21 protein-coding genes are annotated in these 25,723 nt (G+C 57.8%); 8 read left to right on the plus strand and 13 right to left on the minus strand.

From position 1 onward, the window contains the following. Nucleotides 1-83: 83 nt before the first annotated feature. The gene (locus AC1D17_RS10250) at nucleotides 84-248 is read left to right on the plus strand and encodes a hypothetical protein (protein ID WP_477565304.1); all 165 of its coding nucleotides are present in this window, start codon (nucleotides 84-86) and stop codon (nucleotides 246-248) included. A 34-nt stretch (nucleotides 249-282) separates the two neighbouring features. Here AC1D17_RS10250 and AC1D17_RS10255 read toward each other — a convergent pair whose 3' ends face one another. The 7 genes from AC1D17_RS10255 to AC1D17_RS10285 form a co-directional block, all read right to left on the minus strand. Continuing rightward, nucleotides 283-513: a hypothetical protein gene (locus tag AC1D17_RS10255; RefSeq protein WP_477565305.1), complete on the minus strand. Its 231-nt coding sequence runs from the start codon at nucleotides 511-513 to the stop codon at nucleotides 283-285. Between the two features lie 285 nt (nucleotides 514-798). After that, complete coding sequence (locus tag AC1D17_RS10260) at nucleotides 799-2,850, minus strand: acyltransferase family protein (protein ID WP_477565306.1); 2,052 nt, start codon at nucleotides 2,848-2,850, stop codon at nucleotides 799-801. Between the two features lie 175 nt (nucleotides 2,851-3,025). Beyond that, entirely contained in the window at nucleotides 3,026-4,063 is a 1,038-nt protein-coding gene (locus AC1D17_RS10265; RefSeq protein WP_477565307.1) for a sulfate/molybdate ABC transporter ATP-binding protein, read from the minus strand. 14 nt (nucleotides 4,064-4,077) lie between these two features. Beyond that, on the minus strand, nucleotides 4,078-4,962 hold the full coding sequence (gene cysW, locus AC1D17_RS10270; protein WP_477565308.1) for a sulfate ABC transporter permease subunit CysW: 885 nt from the start codon (nucleotides 4,960-4,962) through the stop codon (nucleotides 4,078-4,080). Continuing rightward, nucleotides 4,952-5,809 carry a sulfate ABC transporter permease subunit CysT gene (cysT, locus tag AC1D17_RS10275; protein WP_477565309.1) on the minus strand — a complete coding sequence of 286 codons (858 nt, stop codon included), beginning with the start codon at nucleotides 5,807-5,809 and terminating at the stop codon, nucleotides 4,952-4,954. Before cysT ends, cysW begins: the two co-directional genes overlap by 11 nt. Nucleotides 5,810-5,815: 6 nt before the next feature. Next, entirely contained in the window at nucleotides 5,816-6,853 is a 1,038-nt protein-coding gene (locus AC1D17_RS10280; RefSeq protein WP_477565310.1) for a sulfate ABC transporter substrate-binding protein, read from the minus strand. A 194-nt stretch (nucleotides 6,854-7,047) separates the two neighbouring features. Then, nucleotides 7,048-7,335 (minus strand): hypothetical protein, encoded by a 288-nt coding sequence (locus AC1D17_RS10285; RefSeq protein WP_477565311.1) that lies wholly within the window; start codon nucleotides 7,333-7,335, stop codon nucleotides 7,048-7,050. A 318-nt stretch (nucleotides 7,336-7,653) separates the two neighbouring features. Between AC1D17_RS10285 and AC1D17_RS10290 the strand changes: the two genes are divergently transcribed. The 4 genes from AC1D17_RS10290 (at nucleotide 7,654) to AC1D17_RS10305 (ending at nucleotide 14,242) form a co-directional block, all read left to right on the plus strand. Then, nucleotides 7,654-8,214 (plus strand): DUF924 family protein, encoded by a 561-nt coding sequence (locus AC1D17_RS10290; protein ID WP_477565312.1) that lies wholly within the window; start codon nucleotides 7,654-7,656, stop codon nucleotides 8,212-8,214. A gap of 147 nt (nucleotides 8,215-8,361) precedes the next feature. After that, a complete protein-coding gene (locus AC1D17_RS10295) occupies nucleotides 8,362-10,893 on the plus strand; it encodes a mechanosensitive ion channel family protein (RefSeq protein WP_477565313.1) in 2,532 nt (843 codons plus the stop codon). Nucleotides 10,894-11,122: 229 nt separating this feature from the next. Further along, entirely contained in the window at nucleotides 11,123-13,684 is a 2,562-nt protein-coding gene (locus tag AC1D17_RS10300) for a GcvT family protein (RefSeq protein ID WP_477565314.1), read from the plus strand. Nucleotides 13,685-13,978: 294 nt separating this feature from the next. Next, complete coding sequence (locus tag AC1D17_RS10305; RefSeq protein ID WP_477565315.1) at nucleotides 13,979-14,242, plus strand: hypothetical protein; 264 nt, start codon at nucleotides 13,979-13,981, stop codon at nucleotides 14,240-14,242. A 27-nt stretch (nucleotides 14,243-14,269) separates the two neighbouring features. On the opposite strand, the gene AC1D17_RS10310 is transcribed toward AC1D17_RS10305, so the two are convergent. Further along, nucleotides 14,270-14,800 (minus strand): dihydrofolate reductase family protein, encoded by a 531-nt coding sequence (locus AC1D17_RS10310; RefSeq protein WP_477565316.1) that lies wholly within the window; start codon nucleotides 14,798-14,800, stop codon nucleotides 14,270-14,272. 295 nt (nucleotides 14,801-15,095) lie between these two features. On the opposite strand from AC1D17_RS10310, the gene AC1D17_RS10315 reads away from it, so the two are divergent. Beyond that, the gene (locus tag AC1D17_RS10315; RefSeq protein WP_477565317.1) at nucleotides 15,096-15,929 is read left to right on the plus strand and encodes a response regulator; all 834 of its coding nucleotides are present in this window, start codon (nucleotides 15,096-15,098) and stop codon (nucleotides 15,927-15,929) included. Nucleotides 15,930-15,999: 70 nt separating this feature from the next. Here the strand turns inward: AC1D17_RS10315 and AC1D17_RS10320 are convergent, their stop codons facing one another. From AC1D17_RS10320 to AC1D17_RS10340, 5 genes are all read right to left on the minus strand, one after another. Beyond that, nucleotides 16,000-17,004 (minus strand): GlxA family transcriptional regulator, encoded by a 1,005-nt coding sequence (locus tag AC1D17_RS10320; protein ID WP_477565318.1) that lies wholly within the window; start codon nucleotides 17,002-17,004, stop codon nucleotides 16,000-16,002. A 432-nt stretch (nucleotides 17,005-17,436) separates the two neighbouring features. Continuing rightward, nucleotides 17,437-17,640 carry a hypothetical protein gene (locus AC1D17_RS10325; protein WP_477565464.1) on the minus strand — a complete coding sequence of 68 codons (204 nt, stop codon included), beginning with the start codon at nucleotides 17,638-17,640 and terminating at the stop codon, nucleotides 17,437-17,439. A 382-nt stretch (nucleotides 17,641-18,022) separates the two neighbouring features. Then, complete coding sequence (locus AC1D17_RS10330) at nucleotides 18,023-19,795, minus strand: ATP-binding protein (RefSeq protein ID WP_477565319.1); 1,773 nt, start codon at nucleotides 19,793-19,795, stop codon at nucleotides 18,023-18,025. Further along, complete coding sequence (locus AC1D17_RS10335; protein ID WP_237352625.1) at nucleotides 19,792-20,901, minus strand: SIR2 family protein; 1,110 nt, start codon at nucleotides 20,899-20,901, stop codon at nucleotides 19,792-19,794. The genes AC1D17_RS10330 and AC1D17_RS10335 overlap by 4 nt, the downstream gene beginning before the upstream one ends. A gap of 826 nt (nucleotides 20,902-21,727) precedes the next feature. Further along, complete coding sequence (locus AC1D17_RS10340; RefSeq protein WP_477565320.1) at nucleotides 21,728-22,306, minus strand: hypothetical protein; 579 nt, start codon at nucleotides 22,304-22,306, stop codon at nucleotides 21,728-21,730. A 193-nt stretch (nucleotides 22,307-22,499) separates the two neighbouring features. Between AC1D17_RS10340 and AC1D17_RS10345 the strand changes: the two genes are divergently transcribed. Continuing rightward, nucleotides 22,500-23,318 (plus strand): hypothetical protein, encoded by an 819-nt coding sequence (locus AC1D17_RS10345; RefSeq protein ID WP_477565321.1) that lies wholly within the window; start codon nucleotides 22,500-22,502, stop codon nucleotides 23,316-23,318. Then, nucleotides 23,315-25,696, plus strand: coding sequence for a hypothetical protein (locus AC1D17_RS10350; protein WP_477565322.1), 2,382 nt, complete (start codon nucleotides 23,315-23,317; stop codon nucleotides 25,694-25,696). Before AC1D17_RS10345 ends, AC1D17_RS10350 begins: the two co-directional genes overlap by 4 nt. Nucleotides 25,697-25,723: the final 27 nt, after the last annotated feature.

Below are 25,723 nucleotides of genomic sequence, written 5' to 3' on the forward strand. Positions count from 1 at the left end.
GGACGGGCTGCGTCAAGGGCGGCCCGTCTTTCCGGCAAGGTCTATAACGGGCTTTGGGCGGAAATCCCGACGCGGAGCTAACCATGACCTCTCGCACACTTATGGTCACTATGATCGGCTTCCTCGTCGGCTCGATCCTCAGCATCCTCGTCGTCCAGTATTTCTCGCCGGACAAAAGTGCAAAAAGCACAGTACCGCCGGACCCGCTGGTGGTTACGCCGGACAATGCGGTCGCGGAAACGAAATAGAAGCCCGACTTCCGTTCGCGGTTTCAATCACCCGTCATGCACCGATTGCCAGGTCCTGCGGCAATGCTGCCTCACATACTCTGGCCAAAGCTTCAGGGTCCCGTTCGCMACTCTGGTAGAGCCGGACAAGCGCGGCGGCGCAAATCTGCATGTCTGCATCCGTGCCCTTGGCCTGGTGCGCCTCGCAAAACTGGTCGAAAACACGCCGCAGCGCATTGATATCCTCAGAGCAGAGGGCATCGGCCTGCGGATTGAAATACGCCATTGTCTTCCTCCCTCGAGGATGAAAATTCGGTCTGAGCGCCGTCGATGCTTAAAGAGCGGTCGTGGTCAGGCTGCAGTTTCAGGATAATCGACAATGACGGCACAATTCCGGCCGATAATGCCTTCGATGTCCCGGATTTGATGCCGGCCATCCGCCAGGCATAAGTCGTGCATGCCGAAATGGCGCTCGAAGGCTTGCCGGAGAACCCGGTCAAAGCCCTGGAAATAGAGGTGCAGAATGCCGAACCAGTTGTCGGGGTGAAGCTGGAGTTACAGACGCTGTGGTTTACCGCGCGACCAGAGCGGCGCCCGCCTTTCTTGCTTCAATTGTCTCGACCGCTTTCAATATCGCCGGAACAACCAATCGCGCGCCTGCATCCGACAGGTGATCGTCATCGAAATAAAACACCGTCTCGGCGTTCAGGCTGTTGATGCAGCGATCCTTGAGAAAGCTGTTGCAGAAGTATTCGGCGGGGCGGACGCGGAAGAGGTTGGGATGGGAGATCGCGTCGAAGGCGGCGATAACAGCGCCGTTTCGCTGCTGGTAGCGTTCATAGCTGGTGCTGAATTCGAGATTCTGGATACCGGACATCGCGCTTTTGGCAACGAGCTCCGGAACGTTCCATCCTGCTTCGGGGATGGGGTAGACGAGGACGACGTCGCGGCCGGTCGCGAGATAGGCCTTTATATCATCAACATATTGCTTCAGCACACGGGCCTTGCGGGCCGGATCATCCTGCTTTGCCTGTTCGCCGAGCCGATCGAACAGATCGGCATAGGTGGGCTGCAGCGGTTCGATGCCGCCTTCGCCATTGTCGAAAGGCGTTCCGTCGATATAGAGGCTCCAGCGGCTCGCCATGATGATGGTCTCCATGCCGCTCTTGCGAATATAGTCCTCGATGCCGGTGAAAAACGGGTTGCAGCGCAGCTTGTATTTTGGATTGGACACGTAAAAGCCGGAAAAGCCGACACAGGCCGAATGCGTCATCACGTAGAGATCGACATTGTCCGCATCAAAGCTGCGAAGTGCTTCGCCGGCAATGGCTGCGGCGTGCGAATCGCCGATCAGGATCGTCTTGCTGCCTGTTGAGTGTTTTGTCAGGCAATCTCGAACGGGATGAGGCAGGGATGCCTCGCCCTTGTCGAACAGGCAGGTTTCCATGATCGGGTCGTGATGTTCCTGTTCGGCAAGGGCTGTCAGTGCTGCCGGCGGCAAGCGGAACCGCAGGCCGTTGTCCGAGACCCCGTAGAAACCGATGCCGATAAAAAGCAGAGCTGCAATGCCGCCGGCGCTAAGGATGCGGGCAGGGGTCGGCAAGAGCTGCGCCGCACTGGTCTTGCGAAACGGCGTCTCGATGAACCGCCAGGACAGATAGGCAAGGCCTGTGGAGGCAAGGGCGAGCATGCTCATCAGCACCAGCGACGGTTCCGTGAGGCTGCGGATCCGCGCGAAGGCAAAGACCGGCTGGTGCCAGAGATAAAGGCTGTAGCTGATCAACCCGATGCCCACCATCGGGCGCGTCGAGAGGAGTTTGGCCGTGAGTGTGCCTTGCGCGCCGAAGAGGATGATCAGCACCGCGCCGAGAACCGGCACGAGCGCATAGAGGGATGGGAAAGGCGTCGTCTGATCATAATTGAAGATTGAGACGACGATGATGGCCAATCCGGCGAGCGACAGGAGGTTGCTTTTATACTCCTTGCCGCCGGTGAGCAGGAAAGCGCAGAGTGAACCCGCCAGCAGTTCCCAGGCGCGCGTGTTCGGCAGGTAGAAATTCGCCGTCGCGAAATTGACCGAGCCGTATTGCGCAAGCAGCAGGCTGGCGAGTGCCACCGCGGCAATAGCGCCGATCAGAACCCGCCGGCCGAACCGCCATACCAGCATGATGAACAGCGGAAACAGCATGTAATACTGCTCCTCGACGGCGAGGCTCCACGTATGCAGCAGCGGCTGCTCTTCCGACGCTGCCGCGAAGTAGCCGCCGCTTTCATGCCAGAAGAGAAAATTGGAGCCGAACAGGCAGACCGCGATGATGCTGCGGGCAAAGCTTGCCATCTGCTCCGGCAGCATCCAGGCCCAGGCAAACGGCAGGCAGCACAACAGCACGAAAAAGAGCACAGGCAGGATGCGGCGCGCCCGGCGCTCGTAGAATTTCAGCAGCGAGAAATGGCCCTTGCCGCGTTCAGTGATGATGATCGAGGTGATCAGGTATCCGCTGATGACGAAGAAGATATCGACGCCGACAAAACCGCCGCTGAACGGATGGAACCCGGCGTGAAACAGCACCACCGGAATGACGGCAACGGATCGGAGGCCGTCGATTTCGCGGCGATAATTCATGGCAGGCCCGCAGGTTCAGATACTGGATGGCTCTGCAGGATGCGACGGCTTACCGGCGCGGATCAAGCCTGTCTTCTGAAAAGAATGAAAAACCAAGAGCATATGTTGCCGGCAGATGCTTTTGCCACGGTTGCGGCGGGCCTTGCTGCTGCAAGCCCCGCCGGATTCGTGTTCTTTAATCCCGGAACAGCTTCCAGCGAGTCGGACGGAAGGCGACGCGGGAATGGTCGGACGTGACCTTTTCCGGCGGCAGCTCGATCTCGACTCGGCTGTTGACGGCATCGATCGCGAGTTCGACATGGCGCGTTCCGGCGACGCGGCGGGTGACGGTGACGAGGCCGGCAATGCAGCCGCCGGGTCCGTCGAGCAATTCGATGTCGTGCGGGCGGAAATAGAGCTGAGCGGGGCCGTCGGCCTCGCCCAATGCGCTGACGCCGATTGAGCGGCCCTCGATACAGAGCTGGCCGTTCTCGACGCGCACGGGCAGGATGTTCGACTGGCCGATGAAGCCGAAGACGAAGGGTGAATTCGGCGCGTCGTAGATTTCGTCGGGGGTACCGATCTGCTCGATCTTGCCCTTGCTCATCACGACGACACGGTCGGCGAGCTCAAGCGCCTCGTCCTGGTCGTGAGTGACGAAAACGGTGGTATGGCCGGTGCGGTCGTGGATTTCACGCAGCCAGCGGCGCAGTTCCTTGCGCACTTGCGCGTCGAGTGCGCCGAACGGCTCGTCGAGCAGCAGCACGTTCGGTTCCACCGCCATGGCGCGGGCCAGCGCTACACGCTGGCGCTGGCCGCCGGAGAGCTGCGCCGGGTAGCGTTTTTCAAGTCCGCTCAGCTGGACGAGATCAAGCAGCTCAAGCGCGCGATTGCGGATTTCAGCCTTGGCTGGCCTGCGCCCGGCCGGACGGATCGTCAGGCCGAAGGAGACGTTGTCGAGCACGGTCATGTGGCGGAACAGGGCGTAGTGCTGGAACACGAAGCCGATATTGCGCTGCTGCACGGTCTTGCGGGAGGCATCCTCATTGCCGAAATAGACGGTGCCCTCCGTCGGGCTTTCCAGGCCTGCGATCAGGCGCAGCAACGTCGTCTTGCCGGAGCCGGAAGGGCCGAGCAAGGCGATCAGCTCGCCCGAACGAATGTCGAGCGACACGTCGTTCAGCGCCGGAAAGCGGCTGAATTCCTTGCGGATGTTTTGAACGCGAACTTCCATGTAGACTTAACCTTTCAGTGCCGGCGGCTGGCGGCGATCTGTTCGCTGTACTTCATTTCAAGCAGCGATTTCAGAACGAGGGTGACGAGAGCCAGCAGGGCGAGAAGCGTTGCGACGGCGAAGGCGGCAACGAAATTATATTCATTGTAGAGGATTTCCACCTGCAGCGGCATGGTGTTCGTCAGTCCGCGGATGTGCCCGGAGACGACGGAGACTGCGCCAAATTCGCCCATGGCGCGGGCATTGCAGAGCAGGACGCCGTAGAGCAGGCCCCATTTGATGTTGGGCAGCGTGACATGCCAGAAGGTCTGCCAGCCGCTCGCTCCCAGCGAGAGCGCCGCTTCCTCGTCGCTGGTACCCTGTTCCTGCATCAGCGGGATCAGTTCGCGGGCAACGAAGGGAAATGTGACGAAGACCGTGGCAAGGACGATGCCTGGAACCGCAAACAGGATCTGGATGCCGTGATGCTGCAGCCATGGTCCAAGCAGGCTGTGGGAGCCGAACAAAAGGACGAAGACCAGACCTGAAATGACCGGCGACACCGAGAAGGGCAGGTCGATCAGGGTGGTGAGGAACGCCTTGCCCTTGAACTCGAACTTGGCGATCGCCCAGGCGGCGGCGATGCCGAAAACCAGGTTGAGCGGCACGGCGATCACCGCGACGAGAAGCGTCAATTCGATGGCCGAAAAGGTCTCCGGGTCGGTCAGGGCGACGAAGAACTCGCCCGGGCCGTTGCGCAGCGCTTCCGTGAAGACAGCCGCCAGAGGCAGGACCAGAAAGAGCGCCACGAAACAGAGGGCAAGGCCGATCAGCCCATAGCGCGCCAACCGGTGCTCCGATGTGGCGACCCGGACCAATTCGGTGTTACCGGTGCCGGAGGTTGTCCCATCATGCGCCATAGCCGTACCTCCTTCTGCTCCAGGCTTGTATCGTGTTGATGATCAACAGCATGGCAAAAGAGATCACCAGCATGACGGCGGCGATTGCGGTTGCGGCCGGATAGTTGAATTCCTCCAGGCGGATGACGATCAGCAGAGGTGCTATTTCCGAGATATAGGGAAGGTTGCCGGCGATGAAGATGACGGAACCGTATTCGCCGACGCCGCGGGCAAAGGCCAGTGCAAAACCGGTGAGGACCGCAGGTGCAAGTCCCGGCAGAAGTACGCGGCTGATGGTCTGGAACCGGTTGGCACCCAGCGTCGCTGCGGCCTCTTCCACCTCCTTGTCGATCTCTTCCATGATCGGCTGCACGGTCCTGACAACGAAGGGCAGGCCGACGAAGACCAGCGCAAAGACAATACCGAGGGGCGTGAAGGCGATCTTGATGCCGAGCGGGGTCAAAAGACTGCCGATCCAGCCATTCGGCGCGTAGAGCGTCGTCAGGGCAATGCCGGCAACGGCCGTCGGCAAGGCGAAGGGCAAATCGACCATGGCGTCGATGATGCGCTTGCCTGGAAAACGGTAGCGGACCAGTACCCAGGCGAGGATGACGCCGAAGACGACGTTTATGAGCGCCGCCACGAAGGCGGTTCCGAAACTGATGCGCAGTGCGTTAACGGTTCTCTGGTCGGTGGCGAGTTGCCAAAACGTGCTCCAGCCCAATGCGCTCGAGCGCCAGGCGAGGCCGGACAGAGGAATGAGAATGATGAGTATGAGCCATGACAAAGTAACGCCGAGCGCCAATCCGAATCCCGGAATGACGCTCGGCTGTCTGAATTGCCACAGCGAAGCTGTGCGTGTCGTCATAAAGTTTTATTGCCCCGGCTTGTAGATCTGGTCAAAGAGCCCACCATCTCCAAAATATTTTGGCTGAGCTTCCTTCCATCCGCCGAATTCGTCAATAGTCACGAGCTTCACATCGCCAAATCGCTTGATATCATTTGGATCGGCGACTTCCGGCTTGAAGGGGCGATAGTAGTGTTTGGCCGCAATTTTTTGGCCGACATCCGAATAGAGATACTTCAGATAGGCTTCCGCGACCTTGCGTGTGCCCTTGGTATCGACATTGCCATCGACCAGCGCCACCGGCGGTTCAGCCTTGATGGAGATGGACGGGGTGACGATGTCAAAATTGTCCGGGCCAAGTTCCTCGAGCGAAAGATAGGCCTCGTTTTCCCAGGCGAGCAGAACGTCGCCAAGGCCACGCTGCACGAATGTCGTGGTCGCACCGCGTGCGCCTGTGTCGAGAACCGGAACATGCTTGAACAGCTCGGTGACGTATTCCTGCGCCTTGGTATCGTCACCGCCATTGGCAGCGCGTGCCCAGGCCCAGGCAGCCAGGAAATTCCAGCGGGCGCCGCCAGAGGTCTTCGGGTTCGGCGTGATGACCTGAACGCCGTCCTTCACCAGGTCGCCCCAGTCCTTGATGCCCTTGGGATTGCCCTTGCGCACCAAAAACACGATGGTCGAGGTGTAGGGCGCGCTATTGTTATCGAATTTCGTCTTCCAGTCTGCCGGAATCTTGCCGGTTTCCTTGGCAATCGCATCGATATCGGCTTCAAGCGCCAGCGTCACGACATCGGCGTCCAGCCCGTCGATTACCGCACGGGCCTGCTTGCCAGATCCCCCATGTGACGCCTGAATCGTCACCGTCTCGCCCGTATCCGCCTTCCACTTTTCAGCGAAGGCCGCATTGAAGTCCTTGTAGAGCTCGCGCGTCGGATCATAGGAGACATTGAGAATCGTCGTATCGGCAAATGCAACACCCATTGCGCCGACCTGGCTGCCGATCTGGATGCTCGAGGCGAGAAGCGCCACCGTAAAGAATCTCGTGAGTTGTTTCGCTCGCATGTCTACCTCCGTTGTTAGCAGGTATACTCTATTCATTAGGTGGAATATTATAACGCAGAACTTTCCTTTTCCGGGATCGGCCGGAGAAAGTCCTGCCATCGACAGGGCCAATGCCGAAATCATTTGCCTCAAATTGGCCACGATAGGCAGTTCCCCCCAGCCGACGTTACCACGCCATCGCTAATGTAGGAACGTCAATCAAAGGGGAAACCGACGAAGCCGCGGCGGCGGGCGACCAGCTTGAGCGACCGGTCGGGCATGACCATGTATGTTTCCTCGATGCGTTCGCCGTAGGGGCCGTAGAAATTATTGTGAAGGGTGCTGCCGACCGGCGCCTTTCTGAGCTTGGTGCGGGGCTGGCCGCCATAGGTAATGCTGCCGGGGATGGGCTCCGGGCCGCGATAGGATCCGCCGTAGGACTGCGTCTCGACGCAGGACGTCAAAAACAGGGCGGCAAGGGCCGCAACGATCGCTTTTTTCATTGTCGAACTCCCAACCGGGATCACCGGACCCCTTACCTTGTTTGACATACCGTTTCCGGGATAATTTTCCAGCCCGCCGTTTGATGCGGTACCGGCTTGTTTCGCCGCAGGGTGGGCTCTCACGAAATATGCGCGCGAAAGTGTCATTTGCCGTGGTAAGGCCGAAATTGCATGTGAAACAGGCCGCCGGCAATACGGCCCGGGCGGCGGCGATTCGCCAGTCATTGCCGGGCTTGCTGGACATGCGGTTGGTGTTTCCTATGTCTTTGAGGGCCCAGAGGCGTCGCCGTGGCGGGCGAATAGAAGAGGAAAGAGGCTATGGCGGGTACCGCCGGCATATGTACACCGGACGATGTTCTGTCGTTCTGGTTCGACGAGTTGCAACCGCAGGATTGGTTCAAGCCGCATCCGGCGCTTGACAGCCAGTGCGAGCAGCGTTTCAGGACGACCCATCTGGAGTTGGCGCGTGCTGTTCCGCCGGAATGGCGCGCTACGGCGAAAAGCCGGCTTGCCACTGTCGTTCTTTTCGACCAGATGCCGCGCAATATGTATCGAGGATCGCCGCTTGCATTCGCGACCGACGGTCTCGCCTTGCGTGAGGCGACCCTCGCACTCGAAGCCGGGGCGGATATCGGCCTTTCGGTCGATCAGCGCGTTTTCCTTTATCTTCCGTTCGAACACTCCGAAAATCTTGTCGACCAGGCGAAATCGGTGGCGCTTTTCACGGATCTGGGCGATGGCTATTATCTGGACTATGCCATCCGTCACTGCGAGGTCATTCGGCAGTTTGGCCGGTTCCCGCATCGCAATGCGATCTTGGGGCGCGTTTCCACGCCGGCGGAGGTTGCGTTTCTCTCCCAGCCCGGGTCGGGATTTTGACCTGTCCGGCCATCGACGGATGGCGGGAAACCGCAAGACCGATTTTGCATCTGGCTGCCGCCCGGCCTATGGAACGCCGATTGTCTGCGCTGCGCCCCGATTCTGTTCTGGATCGCGGCCTGCCGGAAAAGGGATATGTGATTACCGATGATGTCTAAATTCTTTGCCGCTTTCCTGTGCTTGTGGATGTTTGCCGCATCGCTGCCCGCCATGGCGCAGCAGCCGGCCTTCAAAGCAGCTCCACAACCTGTTGCGGAAGTGGCGAGCCCGCAGGCGCAGGCCGCCGAGCAACTGGAAGCGGCAAACAAGAACCTTGCACGGCTGACCGATCAGACAAAGAACGCCAAGGATGACGACGGCCGTCTCGCCGAACTGAAGGTCGAGGTCGATGCGATCGCCAAGCAGATCATCGCCACATCGGTCGCCACCCGGCCGCGGCTGGATGAAATCAAGGCGCGTCTGGCCGAGCTCGGAGACCCGCCGGCGGAAGGCGCGCCGCCTGAGGCGGATGTCGTTGCGCAGGAACGCAAGCGCCTTGTTGCCGAGCGCAGCGAAATCAACGCCCTGACGGGGACGGCCGAGGACTTGTCGATCAAGGCAACCAAGCTGTCCAACGGCATCACCGCCACGCGGCGCGCGCTCTTCAGCAACACGCTTCTCAAACACACCGATATCAACGGTTCGATGGTGATGGAGGCCGTGGGCGCCCTGACGCTCGAACTGCGGGCCTCTACACGCACGGTCGGTAGCTGGTTGACGTTTGCGTGGAACTTCAAGCGTTTGCAGCTATTGTCGGCCTTGTTCCTGTCGCTGTGCGCGGCGCTCGTCCTGCTCGCCGGCACGCGAAGGCTATTTTTTCCGTTGATCCATCGCGAGCTGCTGAGCGAGGAACCGGGCTATATCACCCGCCTGTCGGTGGCGTTCTGGTCAACGATGGTTCCGACGGCGGCCATGGCGGCGTTTGCGGTCACGAGCTATTTTTTCCTTCAGGCTTTCAAGGTGCTGCGGCCCGATATCGCGCCACTGATTTCGATCACTTTGGCAGTCTGCGTCGCGCTGCTGTTCGTTTCAACCTTGTCGAATGCCGTTCTTGCTCCGAGGCAAAGCGTCTGGCGGCTTGTGCGTGTCTCCGATCATGGTGCGCGCCTTTTGGCGCTGTCGATCTTTGCCATGGCCGTTGTCAATGGCCTTGACTATCTCGCCGGCACTGTCAGCGAGGTCATGGGCTCGCCGGTAGTCTTGACGGTTGTCAAAAGCCTGATCGCCACCATCATCACCGGCATCATCCTGATGGCGATGTCTCTGATCAAGCCGATCGTCCCGGCCGGCGATACGCTGGATGGTCAGGGCAAGCCCTGGCCCCGGGCCGTTTCCTTGCTGTTCGTTTTCAGCGGCATAGTGCTAATCCTTGCCGCGTTGTCGGGCTATGTCGGTCTCGCGCGCTTCATCGCCACGCAAATCGTCATGACCGGTGCCATTCTGGTGACGATGTATATCGGTATGCTGACCGGCAAGGCGGTTGCCAAGCAGAACGCGCTCGCCGACACGATCGTCGGGCGCTATCTCGAAAAACGATTCGGGCTGGAGCAGGTTGCGCTGGACCAGACCGGCTTGGCCGCAGGCCTTGGAATCTACGTGCTGGTGGTCCTGTTCTTCATTCCGCTGATCCTGCTGCAATGGGGTTTCCAGATCGCCGATATCGAGGCCTGGGCTTACCGCATTTTCACCGACATCAATATCGGCAGCATCAAGATCTCGATCGTCGGCATCCTGGCCGGGATTTTGCTGTTTGCCGGCGGATATGTGGTGACGCGCTGGTTCCAGCGCTGGCTCGACGGCAATGTGATGGCGCGCAGCCGCGTCGATACGGGCGTGCGAAACTCCGTCAAGACCGGCATCGGCTATCTCGGCATCGGTCTTGCCGGCCTCATCGGTATTTCTGCGGCCGGATTTGATCTGTCGAACCTTGCGCTTGTGGCCGGCGCCCTGTCCCTCGGCGTCGGTTTCGGTCTGCAGAATATCGTCTCCAACTTTGTCTCAGGCCTCATTCTTCTGGTCGAGCGACCGTTCAAGGTGGGAGACTGGGTGGTCACGGGCACGACCGAAGGTTTCGTCAAGCGCATCTCCGTTCGCGCAACCGAGATCGAGACATTCCAGCGCCAGACGATCATGGTGCCGAATTCGCTGTTCATCAACGCCTCCGTCGGTAACTGGACGCACAAGAACAAGCTCGGCCGGTCGGACATTCCCGTGACCGTCAGCTATGACAGCGCGCCGCGACAGGTGATGGACACGCTTTTGCAAATTGCCGCTGCCCATCCGCTGGTGTTGARAAATCCGGAACCACAGGCTGTCTTCGCCGCCTTCGGCGAAGCGACCATGACCTTCGAATTGCGGGTCTACCTGGCCGATATCGTCAATGGCAACGGCGTGCGCAACGATCTTCGGCTGGCGATCTACGAGCGGTTCAAGGACGACGGGCTCGGCGCTCCGTTTCCCAAGGAAGTGCTGGAACCGGAGCCCCTGCCTCCAGGCCCGCAAGCCGATGCCCTGGCGCAACAGGTAGAGGCGGCCCGCCCGGGCGGGGTGGCGCCGCCCGCCGAGGAAGCCTTCAAGCGCAGTGGAACGCAGCGGCGGCCCCGGCGAGTCACCGTCGATGCGGTGGGCGACAAGGATTGATGGCTCGCGGTTAAACGATGGGAGTGGCGGTTGGCCGGCGCGACGATCGCCGCTGTTTTCGGTTTCTGGCGTTTTGTCGCCGGGGATTGATCGGGCAATCGTCGGACGTGGCAATTTGCGGTCTGTGCTTCTCTGGTCGTGCAGCACGATGATTATGTCGTAGACAGGCTCTACTGTCGGCGGTGCAAACTCTAAAATCGGTTTCAATATTCAATCAGGGTCTTGGGCAATGGCAGAATTTCCGCAAAAGGCGAAGGTCGTCATCATCGGTTTGGGTGGCATCGTGGGCGCGTCGATCGCGCACCATCTCATCGAGCGTGGATGGGACGATATTGTAGGCATCGACAAGTCGGGCATCCCGACCGACATCGGTTCGACGGCGCATGCCTCGGACTTCTGCTACACGACCAGCCATGATTATCTTTCGGTCTGGACCACCCAGTATTCGATCGATTTCTACGAGAAGATGGGGCACTACGCCCGCATCGGCGGCCTGGAAGTCGTGCGCACCGGCGACGACGCCTGGATGGAAGAGATCAAGCGCAAGCTGTCCTCCGCCAAGGCTTTTGGCACCCGCGCGCATTCCGTTTCGCCCTCCGAGATCAAGCAGATGTTCCCGCTGATCGAGGAAGATCAGGTCATGGGCGGCATGTTCGATCCGGACGCCGGCCTCGTCATTCCGCGTTCGCAGACGGTTGCGGGCAAGCTGGTCGATGCGGCCGAGAAATCCGGCAAGCTTCAGGTCTACGGCAACACGCCGGCCCAATCGCTGATCGTCGAGGGCGGCCGCATCAAGGGCGTCGTCACCCATCGCGGCACGATCATGGCCGATCACGTCATCGTCTGTGCCGGCATCTGGGGCCGTCTGATTGCCGAAATGGTCGGCGAGGACCTGCCGGTCATGCCGGTCGACCATCCGCTCACCTTCTTCGGCCCGTACAATGAATTTGAAGGCACGGGCAAGGAAATCGGTTTCCCGCTTCTGCGCGACCAGGGCAACTCCGCCTATATGCGCGACACAGGCGACCCGAAGACCACTGAAGGCGGCCAGATCGAGTGGGGCTACTACGAGACCACCAATCCACGTCTCTGCCACCCGCGCGAGATTCTCGAAAAGCATGAGGCGCGCCTGTCGCCGTCGCAGCGCGACCTCGATATGGAACAGATCCTCGAGCCGCTCGAAAAGGCCATGGAGCTGACCCCGATCCTGGGCGAACTCGGCTACAACGAAGGCCATTCTTTCAACGGCCTGTTGCAGGTATCGGCCGCCGGCGGCCCGTCCTGCGGCGAGAGCCAGAAGGTGCGTGGCCTCTGGTACTGCGTCGCCATCTGGGTGAAGGATGGTCCCGGCTACGGCAAGCTGATTGCCGACTGGATGACCGACGGCCGCACCGAAATCGATCATAACAGCATCGACTATGCCCGCTTCTACCCGCACCAGCTGACGGAAGAGTTCATCGAAGGCCGCAGTTTCGAGGCCGCGCAGAAGATCTACTTCCCGGCCGTGCACACCCGCGAGCCCTATGCGTCCGGCCGCGGCGTCAAGCGCTCACCCTTCCACGAGCGCGAGAAGGAGCTTGGTGGCTACTTCATGGAACTCGGCGGCTGGGAGCGTGCGCACGGCTACAAGGCCAACGAGCACCTCCTGGAAAAATACGGCGACAAGGTTCCGGTGCGCGAGAACGAGTGGGACAGCCGCCACTTCTGGCGCGTCTCCAACGCCGAGCATCTGGCAATGAGCGAGGATTGCGGCATCGTCAACCTCTCGCACTTCCACATGGTGGATATCGAGGGACCGGATCATGTCGAGCTGCTCGAATGGCTCTGCGCCGCCAAGATCGGTGGCGACGGCAACATCGGCAAGGGCATCTACACCCACTTCCTCGACGACGAGGGCATGGTCCGCGCCGACTTCACCGTCATCCGCATGGCCGACCGCTGCCGGTTGATCAACGGCGCCGACGCCGGCCCGCGCGACTTCCACTACATGCGCCGCGTTGCGGAAGACCGGGGCCTTGATGTCACCATCACCGACGTCACCGAGAAGTACATCACCATCGGCATCTGGGGCCCGAACGCCCGCGATACGCTGAAGAAGGTGGTTGCGGACCCGGCCGGCCTCGATCCCGAGAACTTCGCCTTCGCCGCAATCAAGCAGATCGAAATCGGCGGCCGACATGTCACCGCCTTCCGTATCTCGTATGTCGGCGAGCAGGGCTGGGAACTGCATATGAAGTACGAGGACGGCCTGGCAGTCTGGGATGCGCTCAGGGCAACCGGCGTCATGGCCTTCGGCGTCGAGACCTACGCGAACTCGCGCCGCATGGAAAAGAGCCTGCGCCTGCAGAACGCCGACCTTCTGACCCAGTACAACCTTATCGAAGCCGACCTTGCCCGTCCGAAGGTCAAGGAAGCCGACTTCCGCGGTAAGGCCAAGCATCTGGAATATAAGGCGAGGGCCCATCAGCCAGCCATGCTTTGCACGCTGGTGATGACGGAGAATACCGATAGCAAGGGCGTCAAGCGCTACCCGGTCGGCTCCATGCCCGTTATGGATCCCGAAACCGGCAAGGTGCTGGTGGACGAACTTGGCCGCCGCTCCTACACCACCTCGGTGGCTTACGGTCCGACCATCGGCAAGAACATCGCGCTTGCCTACCTTCCACACGCCTATGCCCAGGAAGGCCGCAAGCTGACCGTCGAATACTTCGCCGAGACCTACCCGGTCGAAGTCGTCGGTATCGGCTACAAACCGCTCTACGACCCGGAAAATCTCAAGCCAAAGAGCTGATCTTTTCACGGCCAGTTACACAGGAACCCGGCACCCGCTCAATCGAGCGGGTGCTTTTTTTGTTTCATTTGCGAGACTGGCTGCCTTATCTGCAGAGCTGATGGCTCGGCACGAGATGAACGCCGGTTATCCCGATCATTCAGCCCCTATTCAGCCGCCTCCTAATATTTTCCATGCAATTCCTCCGGCGTGCGTTAGTCTGGTGCGGGGCGAAGAGGCATCTTGTCCTGTCCAGGTCTACCGCCTGGAAAAGCAGGGTGCCAACAAGGGGCGGCGCTGAAGCGCTGATAGGCAATGAAAACACTCGTAAGCGCATGGGTTCTGACTGTCGCGATGGCTCTTCCGGCGTGGTCGGCGACGGTGACCAACAAGGATAGCGAGGCCGCCGTGCTGGTCGTCGTCGAAGGCGAAAGCCGCATGGAAGTGGCCATCAGTGCCGGCGGGACGGAATCGATCTGCCCCAGCGGCTGCTTCATCACGACGCCGAGCGGCGACCGCATCGGTCTGCAAGGCGACGAAACGATCGAGATCGTCAACGGCTCGGCCGTCGTGAAGTAAGGCGCGACGACTGCGCGATACGCGCGATTAAGCAGGAACGTACGTTAGCCTAATCACGTCCTCGCCAACGTGATCGGTGGAAACAAGGCGGAGTGGTGGCCGCGGGCCGGCGAAAAATGGCTTGCCTCGACCAAGCACGACGGGGTGGAAGTAGAGTCGATACTCATCAACAAGACCAAGGTCGGTTAGGCTTTGCGCCAGATCTGGTCCGGAAACTGCAATCTCCCCAGCGAGCCGGGCCCTCAGGCCACGTATCACTGCCTCGATGTCATCCTCGACAAGTGTTGCGTTGGGGCCGACTGACGTCAACGAGCGCGACACGACCCATTTCGGTTGGTGCCGCCACGCCGCCGCGAACTCGCGTTGCTCCGCATTCCACTCAGGATGGTCTTCGTCCCAGTAACGCATGATCTCGTACATGCGGCGACCGTATACGCTGCCCGTCAGGTCGCGTACTTGCGCTATCCAGTGACGAAAGAGCGCGGGGCCAGGCGCAAATTCCTGGTAGTCGACGTAGCCGTCCAGAGACTGGTTCATTCCAAAGACGAGTTTCGCCATGCTGCAAAATCTCCACCGCAGGGGTATTCAGAATAGCCTGAGGCGGCATTACGCAAAAGTGAGGTTGGGCTGCGCCGCTTTGTCGGAGTGACGAATAACCAAAGGACCGCCAACCACCCTCGTGCGACGGGGTAAAAACAGCGCGGCCTGGCCTGTGCTGCTTATGCGTCCGGTCCGAATCTCAGCCTTTTCTTTTCGCATTGAAGCGGGCTCTTATTTCAGCAAGCAATTAACGACTGCGAAAACCTTTCTGCGTAGCTTGGCCCCGGGGACAATCTTTTCAGATAGGCGATCAATGTCATTTTTCGGCGTGTCCGGAATGTACTATTCCGGTGAATCCTTGCAGCAGCATCGTATTGTGCTTGCCGAGGATTCCAATCTCTTCTCCGCCTTGGTCTCCAAGAGGCTGAAGGAACTTCTCGACATCGACGTTATCGTCTGCCGCGACTATGACGACCTGCAGTTCTCCGTCGAAAACGCTTCCTTCCCGGCAACGCTCGCCATTTCCAACATCAATCTGCCCGGCGCCGAAAACGGCGAGGCGTTGTCCTATCTCATCGACATGAGCGTGCCGACGATCGTCTTTACCGGTACTTTCCAGGAAAGCACCCGCGAAACAATCCTTGCCAAGGATATCGTCGATTATGTTATCAAGGACAGCGTTTTCGCTGTCGATATGCTGGCAGAATCCGTCTGCCGCTTCCTGACGAACCACAAGCACCACGTCCTGATCGTCGATGACAGCCCGACGGCGCGCGCGCTTTTGACGACACAGCTGAAGCGCTACAATTTTCGCACCAGCTCGGCCGAAAGCGGAGCTGCGGCGCTTGAATTGCTGAAGAAGCATCCGGACATCGGCCTGGTGATCACCGATTACAACATGCCGGATATCGACGGCTTCGAGTTGACCCGCCGTATCCGCGGCGCCTACGGGCCGCATCAGCTACGCATCATCGGTGTGTCGTCTTCCGCAAACCGTCTCCTGTCGGCGCGTTTCCTGAAAGCGGGCGGCAACGATTTCATGCTGCGCCCGTTCGTCAATGAAGAGTTTTACTGCCGGGTGAACCAGAATCTCGATACGCTGACCAAAATTCAGACTTTGGGCGCGAAAATCGCCAAAAAAGCATAAAGCCGCCGTTGATGGCGGCTAAGACAAAAGCGGCGCCAGGCTACCGGCGCCGCTGTTTCAGATGAGATGTTTACCGCGCTGCCTGCAGCGTCAGCTTGCGTTCGGCGCGTTCCTGCTGGGGCGACCGGTTGTAGAGTTCGCGATAACACTTCGAGAAGTGCGAAGCCGAGACGAAACCGCAGGCGACCGCGACTTCGACCACCGGCATGGCCGACTGCACGAGCAGGTGGCGGGCGCGGTCGAGGCGAATCTCCAGATAGTAGCGGGCAGGGGAGCGGCCCATCTCCTGGCGGAACAGGCGCTCGATCTGACGGCGCGACAGTCCGGCACCGTCGGCGATTTCCAACAGTGACAACGGCTCGGAGAGGTTGCCTTCCATCAGTTCGATGATCGACAGGACCTTGGCATTCTGCACGCCGAGACGCGCGCGAAGCGGCAGGCGCTGGCGATCATGCGGTCCGCGTACACGATCGGTGAGGGCCTGTTCACAGACGCGGTTGACGAGGTTTTCGCCGAAATCCTGATCGATCAGGTTCAGCATCATGTCCAGCGAGGCGGTGCCGCCGGCGCAGGTGTAGATGTTGCTGTCGATTTCATAAAGATCGGCATAGACATCGACCTGCGGGAAGCTTTCGGCGAAGCCCGGCAGGTTTTCCCAGTGAATGGCGCAGCGCTTGCCCGTCAAAAGGCCGGCAGTTGCCAGCACATGGGCGCCCGTACAGAGACTGCCAACGGAGACGCCGCGATTGTAGACCTCCCGCAGCCAGGCATTGACGGATTTGTTGTTGAAGTCCTCGACATAGATGCCGGAACAGACCAGCACCATGGATGGCCGGTTCTCGCCGCCGAGAAACTTCCGTTCGTCGGCAAGTGAGGTGTTCACCTCCAGGCCGATGCCGCTCGATGACAGCACCTGCGAGCCGTCCGTCGAGGAAAGGCGCCACGTATAGGCCTCATAGCCCAGCATACGATTGGCGATGCGCAGCGTTTCGATCGCTGCGGAAAACGGCAGCATCGAGAAGTTGGGCACGAGAAAGAAGACGAGAGATCGCTTTTTGGTCAGTGGCTTGTTCATCGAAGGGTCCCATGCGCCGCGGATGTCGCATTTGTCACGTGGAAATGCGTCATCAAGCTTTCCTGAATGCGACATTGGCATGGATGCCAGCGACTGGGAAGAAATAAATTCCGGGCCCCTGAGGTGGCCTGCCTCTAAAATGGGCATAATAGGGGAAAATGGCCGAAAATTTCACTCCTAGCGACAAAAATGTCGTATCCACGTCTTGCGGCCCCGAGTTGCAGCCGGTTTTTTGATGCCTATCCGGACGTGTCCTTGACTGTTTACGACATCACGGAGGGGTGGCGAGACGTGTCGGAAATAGGCCATGCAAACCGCATGGTTTTCAACAAGCAAAAAGGGCATTCCGCCGTCCTGGCCGAAATGCCCTTTGCTAAACACGATTGACGGTTTTTCGACACGGCGGACCGTCACCGGCCGTTGCTGCCTGCGTCATCGTGGTGATGCTGCACCCTTGCTCCTGTCGGCGGAAGGGTAGCCGATGTCCTTCAAGGTGTCGTAGGGCAGGTTTTCAAGAGCCCGCTCGGTACGGTGCCGCTTCCACGAGGCGACAGCACGTGCGTGYAGGCCGAAAAGGGCCGAAGCAAAGGACGAGTGCCTTGACTTGCTACTATGTTCYAAACTGAAGAATGCCATTGTTCTGGTTCCTTTTGACTGGGAGGTTTCAAAAGGTCGCGACCATGAGAGAGTAATGCCGGAACGCCATTCATCATTCAAGCGAATATAATTGATCTCTTGCATCAAGAAACATGATGCATCCGCGGATTGAAATGACGTTTTAAAACCGTCGAAAAATGTAGAGACCAACAAATTAAAATTCTCAATCCAAGAGATTGCGACGCTGACATGTAGATTGGGATTTTCGGAATCGCGAAATGCACCTCGCATTGCCGAAATCAATGGATTGCGGATGTGCTTCACGCGACTTGCATTATCGCCGAGAGCTTCCGCCTGACGACGATTGCGATTTTATCCAAAAGATTGCGATTTTGTAGAAAGTGTGCATCCAGCTCCGCTGCTAACCCCAGAAAGCTTGATATCGCGGGCCGTGTGAGGAGGGTTGTTGCCCTTTCTCGGGGCTGTCAATCAAGATCGGAAGCGGGGCAGGGAGTTCCGGACCGACCACAATAGCCTCTCCTTGCGCTAACGAGGGGATGAATGCTGCCGCATCCCGATCCAAATCTCCACACGCTCGTTCTATCGTCTCTCGATCCCGGTCGTTTGTTAGCCGATGGACGAACAGCGTGCCCAGCTGGCTGAGCACGTCGGATGGGACATCGCGAGGCCTCTGGGTGGCGATAGCTGTGGTTAGCCCATATTTACGACCTTCCTTCGCTATGAGGCCGAAAGCATCAAGGGAAACCTGGTTCGCGTCATCGCCAATTGATCGACCAATAAATTGATGCGCTTCGTCGAGGAAGCAGACCAGTGGCTGGTTCTGGAAGGTGTTCTTGCGAGCGAGGCCGAGCAGGTACCGCCCGAGCGAGTTTAGCAGCAGCTCGCGGGTGTTGTACTTGTAGCTAACATGCTCGAACGAAAGAACCAGGGCGTGCTGGTTCCGGTCTGCGATGAATTCATCGAGAACGGCACAAATGTCGACGCCATCGTCAGAAAAGAGGCATCGCATTTCCGGAGACGATAGGTAGTTCTCAATGCGCACGTTAAGCGAGTTGCAGTTGCCGAGAAGGAAGTCATCGTGTTGCCCGTAGTTGCCCATCTCATCATTGGTGTATTGCTTGACGCATTCTTCCCGTATCTGGTCAGAGAGCAGCCTGACGTCAAAATCGCAATGGTGTGAGTCCATTTCACTGGTAAGGGCAATAAGTGCGAGTGAGACCGCATTTCGGCTTTTCCCTGCTTTCCTAATGACGCCGCTTCTTCGGACCTCCACGAATGCATTTTCGGTGATGTAGAACTGTTGGTGGTCGCCCGCGACCTTCTCCATTCGATAGCGATAGGGCTCTTTACGCAGAGCGCTAACTAGCCTCAAACTTTTGATTGCACTCCTGAGGTTGGGGCCTTGAGCTTGCGCTGACGGCGTGAGAAGTGCGTATAGGTCGACTTCCGACAATTTTTTGTATGGGAAATGCGCGAGCGGTTGCTTCTCTGTCGCCTGAGAAAAAGAGAACTCGGTAGCCCCCGATACCTTGCCCTGGAACTCGCCGGTCGGGTCGAAGAGAATGCACTTCCCCTTCAGCCTTACTATTTCATTCAAAAGTTTGGATAGCGTCCAGCTTTTACCGCCACCCGTCGCACCGAATACTCCACAATGGCGTCCAAACAGCTTTTCGGGCGGCATGGCTATAAAGCTATCCGTGATCCCGGACAGGCGACCGAGGTTCACCAGAAGCCTCTCCGTTTGACCGGGCTCCAGTTCCCCTTGGAGAGCTTCCTGGATGGCCGTCGCCAGGGCGCTACCGTCAGCAAGAAACACCCCGTCGCCAACACGCGGCTTCACATTGATGCCGCGCGTGACCTTATGGGTCGTTTTGCTGACGGTAGCTAAGAGCTGGGCGCGACCTTGGGGCTCAGCGATAACCTCGCTTTCCATCTGCCGTTCAAGGCCAGGCCTCTGACGGTCAGGAATAGCAACTTCGGTAATACGACCAAGGATACATTCCTTGTCGCAATCAATAAAGACAAAGTCACCTGTCGCACCTCGGGCCAACCCCCTCTGGCCACTCGCTGCCAGTGCCAACGRCACGGTCAGCTCAATTGATGCGGCGGACACGCGGGTTACTGTGCCAAGCCGTTTGTCTTGATCGATGAGCGCGTTTACCGGATCAATCACGCTGGAAAATCCCTGATTTGGTCCAGACGCATCTGTAAGCGTTGTCGATCCGACTCTCCGGTGATCGTTGGCATGGCGTCCACTAAGTCTTCAAAACGACCATTAAGGACGGTAATGCGGGGGTCGCCCTCTCCGACTAGACGCATAATCCTTTTCTGATACTGCCGTTGGACACCGATTTCCAGATCGATCAGGTGGCCACCGGCCCCGATTGCATCAAGTCTGACCACCGGAACGAAAGACGGGTCTACAAGAATAAGCCGCAAGCTCAGGTTTGACTCCAATGCAGACCAGATTGGTGCGCTGATGTGATCGTCGGCAAAGCCGAACCCCGCAACAACCAGCGTCGTGTCAGGTTCTCGCAGGGCTGCCTGGAATGCGGCGAACATATCGAGATACGGCACCTCGAACGCCTCCTGATACTTCGTCGACCTCGGGTATATCAGTACCGGCTTTAATCCCTCGGTATCGTTGGCTTGGGAGCGTATGACGACTCCATCTTGTTTCCGCCGCCAGTCAACTGACCCGTGAAGCTTATACAGGTGAAAAACGCCGTCGATATAATCCGCCTTTGTGCCCGATGTCGCCCTTCGGACAATGTCGTGCTGGAAGTAATCCCGGTTAAAACGTTGTTCGGCGCTGTGTGAGAAACCATCAATGAGGACAACCCCGATACGGGCGGCTGATTCTTCCAAGCACAGGTCATAGTTGGTGGTAAAAAGTCTTACGCGGGGCTTTTCCACCGCCCGCTTAGCCAATTTCTGAATTAGGGCCTTGTGAGCGGAGAGCACGGTTTCGTTGTCGACGAAGTCAACCCTCTGCAGAATCGCACTCTCGGCCTTATCGATAAACTGTTTTAAGACGGTGACAGGATCAGCCGAGCTGTCCGATGGCGCAACCTCACCAACGGGCTTCTGATTTTTAGCCCTAGCTTCCAAGAGTTCAAGCTTCATTTTACAAAGACTTAGAAGGTTCTCGATGTCGCCAGCCTTACCTTCTTCGGGCAACGAGCCGATGACATCAATCACCACGTTGTCGAAGTCATCGTGACCAAACAAATTTCCTTCGCAAACCTTGTCCCTCGCGGCATGCCACAAGTCGGCCATTCCAGGGGCTCGTTTGACAGTCGCGTTCTTTGCGCAAAAAGAAGCCCCCGAACCCAGCAAGGCTATCACGTTGGTAGAATGAAGCGCCTGGCTCAGTGTGTCCTCAACGCGCGTCTTAGCTCCGGCTATCCTCCTGCTCGAAGCATCATCTGGATCGGCGTCGCGGTCTTCCCAGGCAAGCCACTTCCCCTCTCGGGTAAGGAGACGTAAGTTGGCAGCCAATCCTGCCCTGTCTGACCAATAATCGCTCACGCCACCCCCGACTCGAAATTCTATAGTAAGTTGAGGAGGAAGGTATCTGACGTGGTTGTTGATCCGCAACCCGACGGTCGGCCTACTCGGCACATATGGATGTCATCCAACGTGCTGAATTGATCGAATTTCCGGCCTCGGGGAGCAAGGGTTTAGAACTTGCAGCACCCATGCTTCAGCGCTCAAACCCTTTTTGTGTTTCCGAAACCGGCATTCGGCCTCAGAGCTTTCTCAAGGAATTCTTTTAAATTGCGGAAAGGAATTCGATAAGGAAATACACCCTGCATTTGGAAGGAAAAATCCTAGCAACGCGCAAGAATTCCTTTGGAGAGCTGCCTGTCTTGGAAATTCTCGGTCGGCGGTAGTGAGAGAAATTCCTTTGTGGGTGGCCACCAGCACGCTTCGACACAGTGGCTTTAGAGCTAAAACCCACAGATGCTCAAGGAATTACAGAGTAACGTGTGGAAGGCGAATTCCTCTGGAATGCCCTTATGTTTGAAATGTCAACATTTTAAGCGACCAAACGATTTGCACGTTAATTCTAATAGAATTCCTTTAGAATTGACACTCCTCTCTAGGTTTCCAAGGTTTTCTTCTTGCGGGGCTTCCGAGTCCTAAATCGTTTGATGCGCTCGACCGGCTCGGTAACCGGCTCACCTACTAGCCAATAGCCGTTGTCATGATAGACAAAAGCGTCTTTTGCTTCCCACAGTATCTTCCCGATACGGTGGAGAGGACGCGGGGAGTCGATAACGAAGCCCGCAGCAGTCATTTTCTCAAGCAATTCCGCTCGACTAAGCGGATGCCCCGTCTCCTTCAATATCAGGTAGGCCTGTTGTCGAACTTGCCAGGCTTGCCCGTTTTTCCGCTCTGCATGCCGTTTTGCGAAGCCTTCAGGCACCTTTAAGGCTTCAGATGCGATTTCCTCGGCTTCTAGCTGCGTAGTTTGGATCAGCGTCAGCTGTCGCTTCGCCTCCCGGATTCGGCTGACGTCCTTCTCTCTCTCTCGGACCTGTAGAGTGAGCTTTTCGATCTCTTGTTTGAGAGCATCGATGTCGATCCCCTGACGGGTGATCTGCTCGTCAAGAGAGGCAAGTATCGCCCCAATCGCCTTATCCGGCTTTGAAGGATGGTTTTCAACCGAGGTCATCATGACCCTTCCATCTCAGATAGAATCGCTTTAAGCGTTCCATTCAGTTGCTGCTGGCGGATGTCTGAGTTCGTGCCAGCTGTATTAGTAAGCCTTAACACCAAGAGAACAGCCTGTCATCTGCGGACCCGAAAACATAGGGGCGCGGAGCGGAGTTCTTGTTTCCTATGCACAGGATTTTTTAAAAGGAGCTAGCATGGACGTCGATATTGAAAACGTTTCGACGACGGTTGAGGAACGGTCGGCAGGGACTATCGCCAGAATTCTGTGGGCCAGTGATGGGGGCCCCGTTCGCCGGATCATAAACGGGCGGCAAACCAAGCCCACTGGCACTTTTCCGTCAATCAAGGCCGGGATGACCATGCCTTGGGAGTCTCGCCTGGAACGTATAGCGTTTCAGATGGCCGATGCCTCCAGTCGCATCGATATGTGGCTGGCACAGCCCCATCGGTTAGAAATGATGGTGCGCGGTCGGGGTGCTCCGCTCTTGTACTTCCCGGATATGATGCTGAAGGCCCGAACCTCTCTCGGTATTGACCTGCAAAGGGGAATGTCTTTCTCGGAGGCGGCCGCGAAACCTGTGGKAAGAGGCGCGAAGGAGCATTTGCAAACGATCATTCTTGAAATCAAGGAGGATGTTGATCCCCGCGATGGTGATGRGGCCTATCAGCAGAAGCTCGTTTTGGCGAAGGAGGTTTATCGCCGTCGCGGGTTCAAGTTCTTCGAGCTAAGGCGGAAGAAGCACTTCACCTATGAAGTGATAGAGACCGTGAGGCGTTTGAATTTCGACAAATGGGTCGCGATTGATGCTTACGATGAGCATCTATGCCAGAACGAGTTCAAGAGTGACGGCCCAAAGCAGTATTGGCGGTTGGCGAAAGCGCTGGGCGACGGTCCCTTTGGTCGGGCGAAGCTTCATGCGCTGCATTCGCGCGGCTTCGTTTCGATTGACCTGAACACGGGTCTGAAGGGAAACACCAACGTATGGCTCCTTGAGCGGGAGGCCTGGCGGTGATTTTAGACCTTTCAAAAGGGGACCGGCTCCACTTCGTGGGGTCGGGAGCTGAAGTTCGAGGTGAGTTCGTTGTTGAGGGCGAGGGCTCAGCCGATCCACTCGAATTGAGGGCTGTCGCTACCGACAACCCTTATAAAATTGCCCGCATTGACTATGCCGTTTTGCAGGCCACTGGCGGCGTCATCCGTCTTGAGCGAGAAGGCGTGGTCACCGCGTTGATTACGGCGGCCGACATAAAGGTGTTGCAGGAGCCGCTAGACGCATCTCCAACGCCATCGCAGCTGAAGGCTTGGCAGATTCGCCGGAGAGATATTGAGAGAGCAGGGCGATTGCTCTTCTACGTTCGGTGCTACGACAATAGCCCTACGTTCGTCTCACGACAGACTAACAAACTCGATGCCTTCATTCTTAGTCGGTTTGATAAAGCCAAGGAGGCGGGTTGGAAGATAGCTCCTTCGGCCAGCGCCCTCCGAAAAGCGATTGCGAAGGGACTGCCAGGTAGACGATCTCTGGGTTTGTATCTGCGCAAGAAAGGCAGCGCTGTATCACGCTCCAAATGGGAAAAGTGGGTGTACGAGCTGGGCCAGCAGATGGTCGCCTACTATTGGGGCGACTGGAAGGTGAAGTTCATCGATGCCCATAAGTGGTTCGATGTTCGGTTTTACCAGAAAATCGACGCCCTGAAGGCCGAAATTGAGGCTGCCGGAGGCGAATTCGACGCCGCTCTTTTGGACGACGGTTCGTATGGGAACCTAATTCCTATTGTTGTGCCTTCGCCTGGGACAGCCAAGTGGATCGAACCCCCGGTAAATCAAACCTTGACCAACTGGATTTACGCGGCGCGATCCCATGCCACCGTCAAATCCAAATGGGGTATTGCACCGGCTAATCGCCAGCTGAGAGGGCGGGGCTCCAGTCTGAAGGCTGTCGCGCCGTTGGAGGTGCTCGTTTTAGATGCGACGGTGGGCGACATCTGGGCTGTCGAGGAAGTTCAGATCGATGGCAGCGTCAAAATTGTCCTCAAGCGCCCGTACATAGTATGGGCGATGGACCTTTATTCCCGCATGGTCCTAGGGATGGTCATGACGTTCGAGCCGCCGAGCGTTGCGACACTGATGGCATGCCTTCGTGAAGTCATGAAGCCTAACGTGGAATTGATCCAGCGTTTCGGTGAGGCCAAAGGTGCAACAGATGGTTTCGGGCTCTGGCAGTGGCTGATCCTTGACAACGCGTTGGAAAACATCGGTGTCAGCTTGCAGCTGGTCGGCGACGTCGTCGGCTTTCAAGTTGATTACGCTCCGATACGAACACCAGAATACAAACCATGGATCGAGCGGCTTATCAGAACGATGAATTCGCACCTTCATTCGTTGCCCGGCGGCATTCCATATTCGCCTGATATCCTGCGAGCCAAGAAGCTCGACCCTCGGAAGGGCGCACAGCTTCGATTAAAAGATATTCGTGCACTTACAGATCATAAGATCATCGAATATCACCTCGACGAACACGACGGTATTGGGATGGCCCCCGCCCGTCGTTGGAGTGAAGGCTTGATCGAGTTTGGCCGTCGAACGATTGATGACGCCAGGGCGATGAACCTCATCCTGGGGCGCTACAAGAGCCGCACTTTGACTGCTTCCGGCATAGAGTTCGACGGTCACGTTTTCCACGACCAGGCCATCACAACGATGTTGCTGAATGACTTGGCCCGCCGGAATCGGGAGCGTGGAGATGGAGACCAGTCAGCCACGTTTCGAGTGCATTTCTTTTACGACCCGATGAACGTGACTTCGATATCGGTGATCAACGAGTACACCAAAGAAATCGTTGAATTGCCCAACAGTGATGAGTTTTATGCCGCCACCGTTGTTTCGTTTGCATTCGCGGCCGGGGAAAGGGCGAAACAAGCATTGGCCAACAAGGTTTTCCACTCGCGAGAGGAAAGAGCCCGTTTTCGTGCGGAGTACGAGCGCGAGCTTGCGGCCAAACTTGCCACCGACACCCATGGCGAGGGCAAGCGGACGATTCGGACCATCCATGGCGGCCCGGTGTTGGAACTCGAATTGGTCCCTGGTGACAGGATTGTCGATGACCTAATCGATCCGTCGATCTCGGGAATGCCGAAAGCTCGCAACGTTCCCGTCAAGATGGCGCTTAGCTCCAAAACGGGCGACCTGATAATTCCAAAAGGTCGTAAACCAGCAACGAAATCCAAAAATCCCGCGAAAATTCCGCAGGTTAAGGCGGCAAACGACCCTGGCAAAGCGCAAGTGGGGGAGCCAGTCACCGCCTCTGCGACCGATACGACACTATCTGACAGCAATGCTGTTGATACCGAGGCAATGCTCGACGAACTCGACCGCCTCTACAATATCTAATCCCAAACTCAAAATTTGAAGAGGACT

The organism is Pararhizobium sp. P1_E7 (assembly GCF_056405855.1).

Coding starts and splice junctions, on each gene's coding strand:
- AC1D17_RS10250 (WP_477565304.1), top strand. CDS start 84: ATGACCTCTCGCACACTTATGGTCACTATGATCGGCTTCCTCGTCGGC.
- AC1D17_RS10260 (WP_477565306.1), bottom strand. CDS start 2,850: ATGAATTATCGCCGCGAAATCGACGGCCTCCGATCCGTTGCCGTCATT.
- AC1D17_RS10265 (WP_477565307.1), bottom strand. CDS start 4,063: ATGGAAGTTCGCGTTCAAAACATCCGCAAGGAATTCAGCCGCTTTCCG.
- cysW (WP_477565308.1), bottom strand. CDS start 4,962: ATGGCGCATGATGGGACAACCTCCGGCACCGGTAACACCGAATTGGTC.
- cysT (WP_477565309.1), bottom strand. CDS start 5,809: ATGACGACACGCACAGCTTCGCTGTGGCAATTCAGACAGCCGAGCGTC.
- AC1D17_RS10280 (WP_477565310.1), bottom strand. CDS start 6,853: ATGCGAGCGAAACAACTCACGAGATTCTTTACGGTGGCGCTTCTCGCC.
- AC1D17_RS10285 (WP_477565311.1), bottom strand. CDS start 7,335: ATGAAAAAAGCGATCGTTGCGGCCCTTGCCGCCCTGTTTTTGACGTCC.
- AC1D17_RS10290 (WP_477565312.1), top strand. CDS start 7,654: ATGGCGGGTACCGCCGGCATATGTACACCGGACGATGTTCTGTCGTTC.
- AC1D17_RS10300 (WP_477565314.1), top strand. CDS start 11,123: ATGGCAGAATTTCCGCAAAAGGCGAAGGTCGTCATCATCGGTTTGGGT.
- AC1D17_RS10305 (WP_477565315.1), top strand. CDS start 13,979: ATGAAAACACTCGTAAGCGCATGGGTTCTGACTGTCGCGATGGCTCTT.
- AC1D17_RS10310 (WP_477565316.1), bottom strand. CDS start 14,800: ATGGCGAAACTCGTCTTTGGAATGAACCAGTCTCTGGACGGCTACGTC.
- AC1D17_RS10315 (WP_477565317.1), top strand. CDS start 15,096: ATGTCATTTTTCGGCGTGTCCGGAATGTACTATTCCGGTGAATCCTTG.
- AC1D17_RS10320 (WP_477565318.1), bottom strand. CDS start 17,004: ATGAACAAGCCACTGACCAAAAAGCGATCTCTCGTCTTCTTTCTCGTG.
- AC1D17_RS10335 (WP_237352625.1), bottom strand. CDS start 20,901: ATGGCCGACTTGTGGCATGCCGCGAGGGACAAGGTTTGCGAAGGAAAT.
- AC1D17_RS10340 (WP_477565320.1), bottom strand. CDS start 22,306: ATGATGACCTCGGTTGAAAACCATCCTTCAAAGCCGGATAAGGCGATT.